10 protein-coding genes are annotated in these 16,273 nt (G+C 42.1%); 3 read left to right on the top strand and 7 right to left on the bottom strand.

Features of this window, described 5'->3' with window-relative positions; genetic code table 11:
- Positions 1–7 precede the first annotated feature (7 nt).
- The 7 genes from folC to fabB all read right to left on the bottom strand — a co-directional run bounded on the left by folC (position 8) and on the right by fabB (position 11,497).
- The gene (gene folC / locus V7783_RS09425; RefSeq protein ID WP_335678516.1) at positions 8–1,273 is read right to left on the bottom strand and encodes a bifunctional tetrahydrofolate synthase/dihydrofolate synthase; all 1,266 of its coding nucleotides are present in this window, start codon (positions 1,271–1,273) and stop codon (positions 8–10) included.
- 25 nt (positions 1,274–1,298) lie between these two features.
- Positions 1,299–2,174, bottom strand: a complete 876-nt coding sequence (gene accD / locus V7783_RS09420) for an acetyl-CoA carboxylase, carboxyltransferase subunit beta (protein WP_335678515.1) — start codon at positions 2,172–2,174, stop codon at positions 1,299–1,301.
- A 160-nt stretch (positions 2,175–2,334) separates the two neighbouring features.
- Positions 2,335–3,129, bottom strand: coding sequence for a tRNA pseudouridine(38-40) synthase TruA (gene truA, locus V7783_RS09415; protein WP_335678514.1), 795 nt, complete (start codon positions 3,127–3,129; stop codon positions 2,335–2,337).
- A gap of 111 nt (positions 3,130–3,240) precedes the next feature.
- Positions 3,241–7,668 carry a FimV/HubP family polar landmark protein gene (locus V7783_RS09410; RefSeq protein ID WP_335678513.1) on the bottom strand — a complete coding sequence of 1,476 codons (4,428 nt, stop codon included), beginning with the start codon at positions 7,666–7,668 and terminating at the stop codon, positions 3,241–3,243.
- Between the two features lie 319 nt (positions 7,669–7,987).
- The gene (locus V7783_RS09405) at positions 7,988–9,004 is read right to left on the bottom strand and encodes an aspartate-semialdehyde dehydrogenase (protein ID WP_335678512.1); all 1,017 of its coding nucleotides are present in this window, start codon (positions 9,002–9,004) and stop codon (positions 7,988–7,990) included.
- 50 nt (positions 9,005–9,054) lie between these two features.
- On the bottom strand, positions 9,055–10,173 hold the full coding sequence (locus tag V7783_RS09400) for a 4-phosphoerythronate dehydrogenase (RefSeq protein WP_335678511.1): 1,119 nt from the start codon (positions 10,171–10,173) through the stop codon (positions 9,055–9,057).
- 112 nt (positions 10,174–10,285) lie between these two features.
- Positions 10,286–11,497 (bottom strand): beta-ketoacyl-ACP synthase I, encoded by a 1,212-nt coding sequence (gene fabB / locus V7783_RS09395; RefSeq protein WP_335678510.1) that lies wholly within the window; start codon positions 11,495–11,497, stop codon positions 10,286–10,288.
- A 177-nt stretch (positions 11,498–11,674) separates the two neighbouring features.
- Between fabB and mnmC the strand changes: the two genes are divergently transcribed.
- The 3 genes from mnmC to V7783_RS09380 all read left to right on the top strand — a co-directional run bounded on the left by mnmC (position 11,675) and on the right by V7783_RS09380 (position 16,182).
- Positions 11,675–13,699 carry a bifunctional tRNA (5-methylaminomethyl-2-thiouridine)(34)-methyltransferase MnmD/FAD-dependent 5-carboxymethylaminomethyl-2-thiouridine(34) oxidoreductase MnmC gene (gene mnmC, locus V7783_RS09390; protein ID WP_335678599.1) on the top strand — a complete coding sequence of 675 codons (2,025 nt, stop codon included), beginning with the start codon at positions 11,675–11,677 and terminating at the stop codon, positions 13,697–13,699.
- Between the two features lie 147 nt (positions 13,700–13,846).
- Positions 13,847–14,701, top strand: a complete 855-nt coding sequence (locus V7783_RS09385; RefSeq protein WP_192542704.1) for a transporter substrate-binding domain-containing protein — start codon at positions 13,847–13,849, stop codon at positions 14,699–14,701.
- Complete coding sequence (locus V7783_RS09380; protein ID WP_335678509.1) at positions 14,698–16,182, top strand: methyl-accepting chemotaxis protein; 1,485 nt, start codon at positions 14,698–14,700, stop codon at positions 16,180–16,182. The genes V7783_RS09385 and V7783_RS09380 overlap by 4 nt, the downstream gene beginning before the upstream one ends.
- Positions 16,183–16,273: the final 91 nt, after the last annotated feature.

The following is a 16,273-nucleotide window of genomic DNA, read 5'->3' as shown; positions in this document are numbered from 1 at the left end:
TTCCTCTCTATTTTTTCCAATAATTAATGGCAGCTGCAACAGTAAAAAATGAGCCAAATACAATCAGTATCGATTTATCATCTAATTGCGGCAATACCGTATCTAGCGCATCATCAACACTTTGATATTGTTCAATCGGCGCTTGTGTTTGCACATGACTCATCGATTTAGCTAAGTTCTCTACTTTATCGCCACGAAAGCAATTTAGTCCAGCTAAATACCAGATATCCACTACCGAGTTTACTTCATTTAATACCGCAACTTTATCTTTGTCAGCCAGCATAGCGACTAACGCATGAACTTTAAAGCCTTGATCTTGCAGGTGAGCTAACTTTTTAGCTAAATAGCGTGCCGATTCAGGGTTATGCGCCACGTCAGTATAGACCATAGGTTCACTGCTTAGTTGCTGAAAACGCCCTTCAACCACTAAATTTGTTAAACAATTGCGGATCATTGCCTCGTCCGGCAATAAGTTTAACACCGCTAATGTGGTCAGCGCTGTCGCTACGTTTTGACACGGAATAGATGGTTTCGTTAATTCAAGCTGATGCCCTTGATATTGCCAACTAAACGTCTGTTCATTTTCTGCAAAAATAAACTGTTGGCCTGATAAATACATATCAGCATTAATCTCGCGGCCATAATCGGTCACTGTGTGCGGTATATTTAAATCGCCGACAATAGCCGGGGTACCGGTACGAAAAATACCTGCTTTATCATAACCCACTAACTCGCGTGTATCGCCTAGGTATTCTTTATGATCTAAATCGATGGTGGTGATCACACTGGCAAATGGGGTAACAATATTAGTGGCATCGAAACGCCCGCCTAAGCCCACCTCAAGCAGCACATAATCAACAGCATGGCGTTTAAAAATCGCCAATGCGCCTAGTGTACCATATTCAAAATAAGTGAGTGGTGTGTCACCACGACCCTGCTCTAGTAAATCAAATGCATCAACATGGAATTGATCATCAAGCTCTGCGCCATTTATGCGTACGCGTTCGTTGTAATGAATTAGATGAGGTGATGCATAAGTACCCACTGAATAACCTTGAGCAAGAAGCAAAGATTCTAAACAGCGCGCAGTGGTGCCTTTGCCGTTAGTGCCACCAATGAGGATTATTTTGCTAGGTGTGTCGAGTAAGCCTATTGCATTCGCGACGTGGGCAACGCGTTCTAGCCCCATAGCAATATTTGCCGGGTGAACACTTTCTAAATAACAAAGCCAATCATCAAGGCTTGATGATTGGCTAGGAATGTTTTTGGTCATAGCGTGTGATCAGTAAAGCTGAAATTTACGCTACTCTATGCTCTTGTTCCGTAGAAGGCAAGTCCATAAATTTAGCCAGTATACGGGCAAGCGTATCACGCATTTCACGGCGGTCGATGATCATATCGATAGCACCATGCTCTAGCAAGAACTCACTACGCTGGAAGCCTTCCGGTAAGGTTTCACGCACTGTTTGTTCAATAACACGAGGACCCGCAAAGCCAATTAAGGCTTTTGGCTCTGCAACGTTGATATCACCAAGCATGGCGAGTGATGCAGAAACACCACCCATGGTTGGATCAGTCATTACTGAAATAAACGGGAGGCCTTTTTCGCTCATTTTTGCAAGTGCAGCACTGGTTTTAGCCATTTGCATAAGCGACATCAGCGCCTCCTGCATACGTGCGCCACCTGAAGCTGAAAAACAAATTAGCGGCATGTTATGTTCTAAACATTGATCAACCGCATCAACAAAACGTGCTCCAACTACCGATGCCATTGAACCGCCCATAAATGAGAATTCAAATGCAACAGCTGCAACTGGAATGCCTTTTAAGCGCCCTTTCATCGCGACTAACGCGTCTTTTTCACCACTTGATTTTTGCGCGGCTGCAATACGGTCTGAGTATTTTTTTGAGTCTTTAAACTTTAAAATATCTTTTGGTTCGTGTTGCATACCAAGCTCTTGACGATCATTATCATCCAAAAAATGTTCAAGACGTTTACGGCCACTCACACGCATGTGGTGATTGCACTTAGGGCATACATTGAGTGATTTTTCTAATTCCGCTTTATATAAAATCGAATCACAATCTGTACATTTCGCCCAAACACCTTCAGGTATCTCTTTACGAGCCGAAGACTTTGTTGTTTTAGGTAGGATTTTTTCTAACCAACTCATTTGCAACTCTCTTAATACTATTCTGTGCTTTGCTGCGTTCCTGCCAAATAATAATTGGCAGACAAATTTTTTCAATTAAAACATGAATTACGCACTCACGGTATAAAAAACTGGTCTTAGTAGTGAAGTGCCTGCGTAAATGCGTTTAAATTATCACCAATTAAACCTCAGTATCAGCTAAAAATAAAGGGCCTAGCGGTGTTGATGGAATTTCAAACTGCTGTGGATAATCTACATCCACTAAGTATAAACCTGCCGCTTTCGCTGTGGCACTGGCTTTAGCGCGCTCTTTTAAATCAAGTAACTCTTTAAGCCACACGGGTTGCTGCTTATTTAACCCAATATCCATCAAGCAACCGGTGATATTACGCACCATATGGTGCAAGAATGCATTTGCTTTTATATCGATGATCACATAACTGCCCTGGCGTTCAACAGATAAATGATGAATGGTGCGGGTAGCAGTATTAGCTTGGCAATGTAATGCACGAAACGATGTAAAATCATGCTCGCCGATTAAGTACTGACATGCTTGTTGCATTTTAGTTTCATCGAGTGGGTGATGAAAATGCGTCACTCCGTCACTTAAAATAGCACCTCGAAAGGAGTTATTATAGATAACGTAGCGATAACGTCTTGCTGTAGCACTAAAACGAGCATGAAAAGTTTCACTCACAGGTTTTGCGTAGCGAATAGCAATATCTTTCGGTAACAAGGTGTTCATACCCATAGTAAACGCAACCATATCGCGTTCAGCGTGAGTATCAAAATGCACAACCTGCCCAGTACCATGAACTCCCGCATCAGTGCGGCCCGCACAAACGATTTCGACAGGATGATTACAAATACGCGAAAGCGCGGTTTCTACTTCTTGTTGTACGCTATTGACATGCGATTGACGTTGCCAACCACTGTAACGGGCGCCGTTGTATTCAACTCCAAGTGCTACTCGCATAATTACTGCTTTACCTACTGTGCTAAAGGACGGGCATTTTATGCTATATGCTAATCTAATAAAAGTAACTCATAGCAAATAAGCGCCGCAACCCTTTTCAGATTAACGAGTTTAAACTAATTTAGCTTTTAAACTTAGTGCTTCTTCCTGCACTTCTTCAGGGCCGTTGGCAATAACCTCTTCAATGGCATCAAGTGCAGAGTCCATATCACCAATTTCTATGTAAGCACGGGCTAAGTCGAGTTTAGCGGAAAAACCACCACTTTCTAAATCAACATCTGTAGGGTTATCCCCTGCTAACAAAGCGTCAAACTCACTTAAACCAACATCCATATTTACATCATCATAAGGTTCATGATCTAAGCTTGCATCATCACTTTGTTCAAGTAATGAATCTATATCGACAAACTCTTCTGCAATTTTATCATCGTTGATTGGCGCAGTTACTTGCTCACCTTCTTGCTCGGCCGTTTCCATATCATCGGTCGCTGAGAATGCTTCAAGCTCTGCAAGGTCTTCACTAAGCAATGCATTAAAATCAACTTCAAAATCACTGCTATCATCAATTTCTAACGACTCAGGTTCCGCTAATTCACTCAGCAATGCATCAAAATCTGTTTGCGTAAGATCAGCCATAAAATCATCATCAAGCTGATCATCTGATAATTCGTTTTGCTGTGCATCTAAATTACTATCAAGTGCCTGTGGTTGCTCAAGCGGATCGTCAAGTTCAATGTCTAAATCATCGTCAACCGTTAACTCATCAATCGTTTCATTAGCGCTTTGATTTTCACTCTCTAATGGTGTATCAACAGATGCTTTGACATCTTCATCATCAGTAAGCGTCTCGGTAAGTTGTGGCTCTTCGTAAGCAGAGTCATCTTCGCTTACTAATTCATCTTCGCTTGCTAATTCATCTTCGCTTGCTGATTCATCTTCGCTTGCTGATTCATCTTCGCTTGCTGATTCATCTTCGCTTGCTGATTCATCTTCGCTTACTAGTTCATCTTCGCTTACTAGTTCATCTTCGCTTACTAGTTCATCTTCGCTTAAGAGCTCATCTTCAATTAATAATTCATCGTCAAAATCTTGCTCTAAACTATCTAAATCTTGCCCAGCCGCCATTGCATTGGCTAGATCTTGCTCTGCTTGGCTAAGTTGCAGCTCAGGGGAGTCATCATTAGATCCCTCATCGAGTAACTCGTTTTCATCACTTTCTTGATCATCGAGCTCAAGCTCTGGGTAACCGTCAAGCTCTACACTGGGTGTCACTGTATCAGCGTTTAGAGGCTCATCTTCTAGCGTTAAATCAAATTCATCGCCAAGCTCGTCATCTGCAAGCGGGTCATCCCCTAAGTCTATTTCAACTTCCTCAATTTCATCATTGAGCTCATCAACGTCAGACCATTCTGGCGGCTCAACGTAATCATCTTCTTGCTGTAATTCATTGAGTAAATCATCAACGCTTTTTAGTGAGGGATCATCATACTCATCTAATAAATCTTCTTCGTCGAGTAGCTCATCGCTAGACTCTTCACTGGTTTGTGCCAATAAATCATCATCTAAATCTGCAAGTTCTGACTCAGGTTCAACGTCATCAACAAGACTAGATGCTATAGATTCAACCTCTTCTGCACCCAGTTCATCTTCTACATTCGATAACTCTTCGATAGAATCAGATAACGCTTCATCAAGCTGCGTGCTGTGCGTTTCATCCGTTAAACTATCACTGCCCTCTAACTCATTCTCAGCTTCAGCTTCGATATGGTCAGTGCCAACTTCGGGTTCAGACTTATCACCTACGGGTTGGTCTAATAAACTATCAATATCACCAAAATCAAACTCATCGTATTCGTCGATAAGCTCAGGCTCAGCATCTTCTGCAGCCGCTTCATCGATAAGACTGTCTATATCATCTACTTCAAGTTCGTCATCTTCTAAAACAGGCTGTGGCTCAGCGTCCTCTGCAACTGGCTCTGGCTCAGCATCTTCTGCAGCCGCTTCATTAATAAGACTGTCGATATCATCTATATCAAGTTCGTCATCTTTTAAAGCAGCAGGCTCTGGCTCAGCGTCTTCTGCAACTGGCTCTGGCTCAGCTTCTTCTGCAACCGCTTCATCAATAAGACTGTCGATATCCTCTATATCAAGTTCATCAGCGTCTTCTAAGGCTGGCTCTGGCTCAGCATCTTCTGCAGCCGCTTCATCGATAAGACTGTCTATATCATCTATATCATCTATATCAAGTTCGTCATCTTCTAAAGCAGACTCCGGCTCAGCATCTTCTGCAGCCGCTTCATCGATAAGACTGTCTATATCAAGTTCGTCATCTTCTAAAGCAGGCTCTGGCTCAGCGTCTTCTGCAACTGGCTCTGGCTCAATATCTTCTGCAGCCGCTTCATCAATAAGGCTGTCGTTATCATCTATATCAAGTTTATCATCTTCTAAAGCAGCCTCCGGCTCAGCATCTTCTGCAGCCGCTTCATCGATAAGACTGTCTATATCATCTATATCAAGTTCGTCATCGTCTTCTTCAACTAGTTCAGGCGCTGCAGCAGTGGTGTCACTCGCCGCTTCATCAATCAGGCTGTCGATATCATCTAAATCAAACTCGTCGTCTTCTTCAACTAGTTCAGGCGCGGCTTCAGTGGTGTCACTCGCCGCTTCATCAATCAGGCTGTCGATGTCATCTAAATCAAAGTCGTCGTCTTCTTCAACTAGTTCAGGCGCTGCAGCAGTGGTGTCACTCGTCGCTTCATCAATCAGGCCGTCGATATCATCTAAATCAAACTCGTCGTCTTCTTCAACTAGTTCAGGCGCTGCTTCAGTGGTGTCACTCGCCGCTTCATCAATCAGGCTGTCGATGTCATCTAAATCAAACTCGTCATCTTCCTCAACTAGCTCAGGCGCTGCTGCGGTATTGTCACTCGCTGCTTCATCAATCAGGCTGTCGATATCGTCTAAATCAAACTCGTCGTCTTGTTCAACCGGCTCAGGCGTTGCTGCAGTATTTTCAACCGCTGCTTCATCAATCAGGCCGTCGATGTCGTCTAAATCAAACTCGTCGTCTTGTGCTGTCGATTCAGGCTTAGCGGGTTGATCACTGCTTTGCTCATCAATCAATGCATCAATATCAAAATCATCATCTGCTAATTCTTCACTCAACGCTGCTAAATCGTCATCTGAATCAAGTGAATCATCGGTATCTGCCGTTGCTGGCTGTTCCACGTCATTAGCAAATAAATCATCTAAATCTGCGGCGCTTAATATATCACCATCGTCAGAGTCAGCTTTCATATCTAAGTCGATATCATCGCCTAAGCTATCATCATCTGTTTGATCAAAATCTTGCTGCATGAAAATATCGAGCTCATCATCTTGCTCTTTATGTTCATCATCAAAGACGATGTCATCACTAAGTAGGCCATCAAGTTCATCTTGATTTAATAAGCTATCGCCATCTTCAAATGCTTCATCGATACTATCATCAAAAATAATGTCATCGTCGTCGGGTAAAATATCGTTATTTTCATCATCCAGCTGCACACTTAAGTCATCAATATCACTGGGCACTGGATCGGGAATAATTGGATCAAGTGAAGGACCCAAATCAATATCTTCATCGGCAGTGTAACTTGGGCTTTGTGGTAAAAACTCATCATCATCAATCTCTTCATCTTGCTTGTTATTGCGCTTACGCAAAAACATCACAATTGCAAAGATGATCAATAATGCAGGTATCGTCATTAATAGAATGAGAACTAGCGGATTGGCTAATAGTCCAGCAAAGTCAAATTCGCTAGTCTCTTCGAGCTTTTTTGCATTTTGTTGCTCTATAATTTCGTTTTGCTTGGCAATTAATTCTTTCAGTTGTCGTTGAATTTCGCTGTCTTGGCCGAGCTGTTCACGGATGTTTTCAAGCTCTTTAGAAACACCGGTCAGTTGTTGCTTTAATTTATTATTTTCAACTAAGATTTCTTCAACGTTATCCACTGATGATTTGAACTGTTTTTGTAGTTCAACCAGTTGCGTACCTTGCTGCGTTTTAATGCTGTTGATTTCTTGTTTTAGCTCTTGTTTTGCTTCATCAACATCCACTTTACGCGCTTGAGTAACTTTCTTTTGCGATGCATTGATTTCGCTTGTTGTCAGCGTGCCATTTTTCTTTTTTTCCCACAATTCATCATCTTGCTCAGAACGTTGCTTGGCAAGCTCAGGACTAACACCTTGAATTTCAGTTAAGGTAGGGATTTTTAGATACGCGCCATCACGCATATGATTCAAGTTTTGATCTAGAAATGACTGTGGATTTTTTTCATACAAAGCCTGCATAACCTGATAAATACTTACCGAGTTATCTGGCCGTACTTTTGCTGCAATACGCCATAACGTATCAGTTGGCTTTATTGGCCCAATTGAACGCCCTTGAACGCCATAATCGACACCCTTAGGCCCTTTTAATTGAGCTCCGTCTTGGGAATATATCGGTGTTGCCACCAATGCAGACGCTAATAAGAGGAGTGAAGCTAAACCGCGCATGCTGATCCTTTAATGTTTAAATGTTAACGCAGCACCTTACATTTAGGCGCTTAAACATTGATTATTTCGTACAGAAATAACTTACATAAATAAATAGTTAATTGAGTTTTTCTTGCAAGCTCTATTCCAGTTGCTGACTATAAACCAGTTGCAGCCTAATATCCATCGCAACACTTTGATACGTAATGGCTTAAAATTTATCAGCTGAAAGAGTTTGTTTTCGTTAAGATTAAGTTTATACGCTTTTAGCGGCTATGCGGCAATTATTTGGCAGTTAAAAACTAAAAAAGCGGCAAACTGCCGCTTTTTTAAGCTTAAATTAAAGGTAGTTAGCGATTAACTCTTCGGCTATTTGCACACTATTAGTTGCAGCCCCTTTACGGGTATTATCACTAACAACCCACATATTTAAGCCATGTGGATGAGAGATATCTTGGCGTAAACGGCCAACATACACGGTATCATTGCCACTGGCATCTGAAACCGGTGTTGGGTAATCGCCTTCATCATCTATTAGTTCAAGCCCAGGCGCATCGTTAAGTAGTTGTTTAACATGTTCAAAGTCATAAGGCATACGGGTTTCAATATTAATCGCTTCAGAGTGACCAAAAAATACCGGCACGCGGACACATGTTGGATTAACAGCTATCGTTGTATCGCCCAAGATTTTGTGAGTTTCGTTAACCATTTTCATTTCTTCGCGGGTGTAGCCGTTATCTTCAAAAACATCTATTTGCGGGATAACATTGAATGCCATTTGTTTTGGGAATAATTCGCTATCTATCGGGCGAGCATTCATTAAATTAGCCGTTTGTTTAGCAAGCTCATCAACCGCTTGTTTACCCGCACCAGATACTGCTTGATACGTTGATACATTGATACGATCAATACCATAAGCATCATAAATTGGTTTTAACGCCACCATCATTTGAATGGTTGAGCAATTAGGATTAGCAATAATATTGCGATTTCTAAAGTCAGCAAGACTTGCTGCGTTAACCTCTGGTACAACTAATGGCACTTCAAAGTCGTTTCTAAAGTGTGAGGTGTTATCAATAACAACGCAACCTGCATCAGCAGCAATTGGCGCGTATTTTTCTGACACGCTGCCGCCTGCTGAAAATAAGCCAATATGTGCTTGACTAAAATCGAACCCTGCAACGTCTTGCACTTCGATAGTTTCACCACGAAATTTAATATCTTCGCCGGCACTTCGGCTACTTGCCAATAAAAATAATTGATCAACTGGAAATTTACGATCTTCTAACGTTTCAATAATTTGGCGGCCAACAAGACCTGTAGCGCCAAGTACGGCAACATTATATTTTTGTGACATGTGTATTCCTCGTTTAACAACCGCCCTTATGGCCGCTGTTTAAAATTATATTATTCGGTTACGAAACCAAGCCCTGATAACAGTGCTTTATTATGTTTCGCGCCTGTGACATTTACAGTGCTAAATTCACGACGGATTGGGTAGTTTTTGCGTAATCTATCAAAACCATCTGTTGCTAAATTACGACGTAAAATACCATCATCACGGCGTACATCGTAGACAAGATGGATCAATTGACCCAAATCCGCAAAGCTGAATGTTTCTTGTAAAGCGACGTGTGTAATGGCTGGTATTGGTAAAAAATCAGCTAAGGTTTTATTTGCTTCTACGTCTTTCAACTCACACAACTTTTGATAGAGCATTTGCGTGCCGCGAGCCTTGCCCTCAAGGGTATGCCCGCCAATGTGGACACTGGCAAAACGCACATAATCAAGCAGCTCAGTGAGTATATTCGGCTCGTTTTCCCATACATCTAACACTAAATCCAATTTAGCACCGCTTTGCATTACCTCAAGTAAGGCTTGATTATCAATGACATCGCCACGACTGGCATTGATCACGATAGTGCCTGATTTAAGTGAGGCAAGGCGAGCTTTATCCATTAAATGCAAGGTTTTGTGTTTACCTGTAGTGACCAGCGGCACATGAAAGGTAACGATGTCTGCTTTAGCTAGTAGCTCATCAATATCAATATGCTCTGCTAGTTGCCCTGCTTCATGCTTAGGCGGATCACACAGCAGCACAGTGACATCAAGTGCAGCGAGTTTTTCTCGCAAACAACTGCCTATACTACCAACACCAACAATACCGATAGTTTTGCCTTGTAAACTGCTCGCATTTTCTTGGCTCAGTGCAAATAAACTGCTGATCACGTACTCTGCAACCGCAACCGCATTACACCCAGGGGCACTAGTAAAAGTGATACCACGCTGATTGAGTAAATCAGTGTCAACATGATCGATGCCAATGGTCGCGGTACCGACGAACTGTAATTTATTAGCGTGACTCAACAGTGCTTGGTTCACGGGAGTGACTGAACGAGTTAGTAATACATCAACATCTATTAGCTGTTCACTTTGCAATGTACGACCGTCAAAACGCGTTACTTCACCAAAATCAGCAAAGTATTGCTCAACGAGTGGCATGTTTTGGTCCGCAAGAATTTTCATTAACAAGTCCAGTTGGCACGAAGAGCCGCTATTGTAACGAACATAGGCCACTTTTGAAAACGAAAAAGCCGAGCAAGTTGCTCGGCTTCTAAACTAATTAGCTTTAACCAAATTAGCCTTTATATTTACTCATTACTAATGTGGCATTAGTGCCACCAAAACCAAAGCTGTTAGACATAACAGTATTTAGTTCAACGTCTTTACGCTCAGTGATGATGTTTAAGCCTGCGGCTTGCTCATCTAACTCATCAATATTAATTGAAGGAGCAACAAAGCTGTGCTCTAACATAAGCAGTGAGAAAATAGCTTCATGCACACCAGCCGCACCCAGTGCGTGACCTGTCATGGCTTTAGTTGCGCTGATCATTGGTGACTTACCACCAAATACTTCTTGAATTGCGCCAAGCTCTTTAACATCACCAACCGGTGTAGATGTACCATGCGTATTTAAGTAATCAATGCTGTCTACGCCTTGCATTGCTTGACGCATGCAACGTGCAGCACCTTCGCCAGAAGGAGCAACCATGTCATAACCGTCTGATGTTGCGCCGTAGCCAACCACTTCAGCATAAATGTGAGCACCACGTGCAAGTGCATGTTCAAGCTCTTCAACAACAACAATACCGCCGCCGCCAGAGATAACAAAACCATCGCGGTTAGCATCATAAGTACGAGACGCTTTTTCTGGCGTTTCGTTGTACTTAGTTGAAAGTGCACCCATGGCGTCAAACTCCATCGCTAACGTCCAGTGCAGCTCTTCACCGCCACCAGCAAAAACAACATCTTGTTTGCCTAATTGGATTTGTTCTACTGCGTTACCAATACAATGTGCAGAAGTTGCACACGCTGAACTGATTGAGTAGTTAACGCCTTTAATTTTAAATGGTGTCGCTAAACAGGCCGAGGTCGTACTGGCCATAGTACGTGGAACCATATAAGGACCAACACGTTTTACGCCTTTTTCACGTAAAATGTCAGCAGCTTCTACTTGCCATTTAGATGAACCACCACCAGAACCCACAATGATCCCGGTGCGCTCATTTGATACTTGCTCATCAGACAACCCTGAATCTGCGATAGCTTCAGCCATAGAGATATATGAATAAGCTGCGGCATCGCCCATAAAGCGCATTGCTTTACGGTCAACAAACTCTTTTACGTCAATATCAATTTTGCCCGATACGTTACTACGTAACTTATATTCAGCAAATTCTGGGTTAAAAGCGATACCACTCTTACCTGTTTTTAACGATTCTAATACTTCTTCTTTGTTGTTACCGATGCTTGATACAACACCGATGCCCGTAATAACGGCTCTTCTCATGGGTAATTACCTTAGCTTGATACTAAATTGTATTCTATTTTACGCTGAAACTTACGACAAAGTGGTCAGCTTTCTAGCGTACACTTGTACTCTGAACCTCTAGCTTATAAATAACGCCAGACTATTTCAAAGAAAACACGTAAAATAATGAAAAAAAGTACTCATTTATTGCATGCCATGATCAAAAACGCTGAAATCCACTTTAATAACTTAGGTACACCCGTCGCAGACAATTTTAACGATGTCTATTTTTCAAACGATGATGGCCTGTCTGAGTCCGATTATGTCTTTTATCAACAAAATAATATGCCGTATCGGTTACAAAATCATGACCAAACTCATTTTGTTATTGCAGAAACAGGTTTTGGTACTGGACTTAATTTTTTAAATACCTGGCAGCAATTTAAAAATCATTTAACCAATAGGCAGCATCCTAATCGAGAAGTTCACAATTTAGAACAACAAAACGTGAAACGCTTACATTTTATTTCCTTTGAAAAGTATCCGATTAAAGCGACAGAGCTAAAAAAAGCCTTGCAAGTGTGGCCAACTTTAGCCCCTTTAACTGACCAGTTATTAAAAAAATATCCGATAAACCTCGCTGGCTGCCATCGTCTTGAATTTGATAATGGCCAGATTATTCTCGATTTACATTTTGGTGATGTACAAGAATCGATAGCTGCAATGAGTAACCCTGCGCAGGGGCTTATCGATGCGTGGTATCTTGATGGTTTTGCACCGAGTAAAAACCCCGAAATGTGGCAACAATCACTATTTAACGCAATGGTGAATCTTTCTCGCACTAGTGCAACCTTTGCCACCTTCACAGCAGCAGGTTTTGTACGCAGAGGGCTTGCAGAGGCCGGATTTACAGTACAAAAAGTAAAAGGCCACGGTAATAAAAGAGAAATGCTAACTGGTTATTTAACACAAGCTAATGATGCACACTCTACGCCAGCTTACTTTGCTCATCAGCCAAGTGCATTAAGCAATGTCGCGGTTATTGGCGGGGGAATTGCCAGTAGCGCGGTTATATATAGCTTAGCCAAGCGCGGCATCGACGCTCAGTTATTTTGCCAAGACTCGCAACTTGCAATGGGCGCATCACATAATGTGCAGGGCGCAGTTTACCCACACTTACAAGCCAAGAATTCACCGCACAGTGAACTATTTGCACATAGCTTTTTATATGCAAAGCGACTTTATCAGCAACTTACTGAGAATGGCTTTCACTATGATCACCAATGGTGTGGGGTCCTGCAGCATGCAGTAAAACAACCCCTGGCCGAACGTCATCAAAATATTGAAAACAAACAGCTGTGGCCAACTGAGCTCATGCACAGCGTAACGCCAGAGCAAGGTGATGAAATTGCCGGTGTATGCACAGGCTATTCTGGTGTGTACTTTCCACTGGGTGGTTGGGTAAATCCCCCTCAATTAGTGAATGCGCTGTTTCAACAAGCTCAAGCGCTTACTGCTATTCAGAGCCATTTTAATTGTGACATCGAAGCACTAGAGAAAACCTCACAAGGTTGGTTACTAAAAAGTCACGGACAACTATTTGGCCCATTTAGTGATGTTATTATTTGCGCGGGTGAGCACAGCGATCGCTTTGCACAAACTCAGTCTTTGCCGATTGTTGGCGTGCGTGGTCAAGTGTCTCATGTGCAAGCAAGCGCAGCATCACGCCAGCTAAAAACAGTGTTATGCCATAAAGGTTATTTTACTCCCGCATACTTAGACCACCATTGCATGGGCGCAACGTTCGAGAAAAATTCAAAAAGCCGAGCGGTCACCGAGCAAGACAACCAAACTAACCGAGAGCAACTACTGAACTTTTATGGGCAAACCGACTTTGCCAGTAATTTAGGTAAAATCACTGCGGCCAAAGCCGCGGTACGCTGTAGCTTTATTGATCACCTTCCGATGGCTGGAGAATGGCCGCAGCAAAGTGATTATATTCAAGCGTTTGCCAATTTACGCTTGGGCAAACGTTATCAATATCACGCTTTGCAAAAACCGCAACAAGGTTTGCACCTATTAACCGGGTTTGGTGCTCGCGGCTTGTGCAGCGCGCCTTTGTGTGCGGAACATTTAATTGCTGCTCTTAACGATGAACCACTGCCATTAAGTGAGCGAGTAAGCCAAGCAATCCACCCTGCTCGTTTTATTGTTCGCGATTTAATCCGTAATAAAATTTAACTTAACAAACATAGCGTGTCGGAACTCAAAAAATAATAACAGCTTGACGACGAAGTGGCTTGAATACGTATGCATAAAACAAACTGTTGAGCTTATAACAAAAGCGTCGTAGTTTATTATTAACACAATAATAACAACACGGCCTTTATGCGCTATTTACTCTATATATTGATATTCTTCGGCAGTCACTATTGCAACGCCGCCGCAATCAAATTACAAAGTTATTCAGGTGATACTTCGTTACCGCACAAGCTATTACTAACCGCATTAGCAAGGCAAAACCTTACCTATATCCATCCTTATGAAAGTGATAAAGACATTTCAAATGCGCGTATTTTAAATGATGTAAAAAATGGTCAGTTAGATGTGATGTGGAGTATGACCTCCCAACAACTTGAGCAAGACTATCAAGCTATTTATATTCCGCTATTTAGAGGCTTGCTTGGCATGCGGGTCGCCATTGTCACCCAGCAAAATCGCGATATATTTAAACATGTAACCCAACTTTCTGAACTTAAAGAATTTTCTGCCGGACAAGGGAAAACTTGGCCCGATACACAAATTTTAAAAGCCAATGGTTTAGAGGTACTTACCACGCTTAAATACCCTAACCTTTTCCCTATGCTTGAAGGTAATCGTTTTGACTACTTCCCTCGTGGTGTCAACGAACCATGGGATGAAATAGCCACTCATCAAGAATTAAATCTGACCGTTGACCCCTATATTTTATTAAAGTACACCGCACCGCTATATTTTTTTGTTGCGAAAGATAACCACACTCTCGCTAACCAGCTTAGTAACGCATTACAAGCGATGATTGCCGATGGTACTTTTTCCAGTATGTTTTTTGACGACAGCCAAGTGCAAATGGTACTAGCTAAAGCAAACTTAGCAGCGCGCACAGTGATCCCATTAGAAAATCCTAGTTTGTCATCAGACACGCCGCTATCACAGCCTTCTCTGTGGTTTGATCCACTTAACGAAAGCAGCAACACACCATGAAATCATTACAAAGAAAAATAATCACCGCGCTGAGTATATGTTTACTTGTTACTTTTAGTTTTGTAATTGGGGCTAATTACATGTTGCTAAAGAATGATGAAACACAGCAATGGCACAACAATATTGATGCGATAAAACAGCAATTAACGGTTATTTTAGCTGAGCCGGTATTTTCCTATGATAAACCCCTGATAGCACAAATATTGCACGCTTTTGCCAAAAACTCAGATATTCAACAGCTCACTGTTATTGATCATCGAGGTATTGAACTCGGACGACTCGATAAACCCAGTACTGCAACGGAGCAATTGCTCAAACAACACATCGCACTGACATTTTCAGAGCAACAAATTGGCACGATTCATATTAGCTTTAGCCAAGATCAATTAAATAACAGCATCAACAAAGCATTAAGTACCATGGTTATCACTCTTGCCATTTCATTTGCTTTGTTAGGCATTATTATTCTTAGCGTATGCCGCATACTGATCATTAAACCGATTGTCAGCGTTAATCTATTGGTGGATGAACTTGCCCGTGGCTCTGGCGATTTAACTCAACGTATCAACTATCAATCAAGTGACGAAATAGGACATTTAGTCGCAGGGTTTAATCGCTTTATTAATGAGGTTCAACAGATCATCGCCAGTCTTGGCCAAACAGCCACTGAGCTTGAAGTGATTGCCGCAGCAGTCAACGAAGCAACAGTGCGCTCTAAACATGAAGCCGAGCAAGAATACCAATTAACCGATGCCGCTACCTTGTCACTCAGCCAATTAACATCTGCCACCAAGGAGATTGCACTTGGCGCGACGCAAACAGCAGAGCAAACAGTACAAGTACAAGGACTCTGCCAAGACGGTGAGCTATCGATGGGTAATAACAGCAGCTTGATAAGCGATCTTGAAAATCAATTAGATCATACTTCAACAGTGGTAGAGCAACTTGATAGTCGCAGCAGCGAGATAAGCCAAGTACTTGATGTAATTAAAAGTATAGCCGAACAAACTAACTTACTGGCGCTTAACGCTGCCATTGAAGCCGCTCGGGCGGGAGAGTCTGGTCGTGGCTTTGCTGTGGTGGCTGATGAAGTTCGCGCACTTGCAAGCAAAACCTATCATTCCACATCTGAAATCGAAAACATTATTACTGCACTGCAAACCAACGCCAGTGAATGTGTTGCTGCTACACAAAAAAGTAAACATGTAAGTAATCAAGTGACGACTGCAAACCAACAAAGCCAGCGCATTTTTCATAACATTGCGCAGCAAGTTGATGAAATTAATCTGATGAATGAACGCATTGCGGCAAGCTCAGAAGAGCAAACGTTTGTTACACAAGGAATATTAGTCACTATGGAAAAAATCAATCATGGCGCAAAATCGCTTGCCCAAGAAGCTGAGCACCTCGACGATACGATAAAGCAACTCAATGATCTTGAACAAGGGATTGTCGCAAAACTGGGGTTATTTAAATACTAAATTTCATAATGGCATTTAAAATGAAACTGATATCACTTGTTAGTTCGAGCACTTAATAACACTGGCACGTTAACTATCGACATTGTTATTG

Origin of the sequence: Pseudoalteromonas sp. (assembly GCF_036960685.1) — a bacterium.
Taxonomy (GTDB): Bacteria; Pseudomonadota; Gammaproteobacteria; order Enterobacterales; family Alteromonadaceae; genus Pseudoalteromonas.
Note: the sequence above shows the minus strand (reverse complement) of the source record. Positions and strands in the feature narration are given on the sequence as shown.

Excerpts from the sequence above, each read along its gene's own strand:
- V7783_RS09405 (WP_335678512.1), bottom strand. The coding sequence starts at position 9,004 with ATGTCACAAAAATATAATGTTGCCGTACTTGGCGCTACAGGTCTTGTT.
- fabB (WP_335678510.1), bottom strand. The coding sequence starts at position 11,497 with ATGAGAAGAGCCGTTATTACGGGCATCGGTGTTGTATCAAGCATCGGT.
- V7783_RS09410 (WP_335678513.1), bottom strand. The coding sequence starts at position 7,668 with ATGCGCGGTTTAGCTTCACTCCTCTTATTAGCGTCTGCATTGGTGGCA.
- mnmC (WP_335678599.1), top strand. The coding sequence starts at position 11,675 with ATGATCAAAAACGCTGAAATCCACTTTAATAACTTAGGTACACCCGTC.
- V7783_RS09380 (WP_335678509.1), top strand. The coding sequence starts at position 14,698 with ATGAAATCATTACAAAGAAAAATAATCACCGCGCTGAGTATATGTTTA.
- truA (WP_335678514.1), bottom strand. The coding sequence starts at position 3,129 with ATGCGAGTAGCACTTGGAGTTGAATACAACGGCGCCCGTTACAGTGGT.
- V7783_RS09385 (WP_192542704.1), top strand. The coding sequence starts at position 13,847 with ATGCGCTATTTACTCTATATATTGATATTCTTCGGCAGTCACTATTGC.
- V7783_RS09400 (WP_335678511.1), bottom strand. The coding sequence starts at position 10,173 with ATGAAAATTCTTGCGGACCAAAACATGCCACTCGTTGAGCAATACTTT.
- folC (WP_335678516.1), bottom strand. The coding sequence starts at position 1,273 with ATGACCAAAAACATTCCTAGCCAATCATCAAGCCTTGATGATTGGCTT.
- accD (WP_335678515.1), bottom strand. The coding sequence starts at position 2,174 with ATGAGTTGGTTAGAAAAAATCCTACCTAAAACAACAAAGTCTTCGGCT.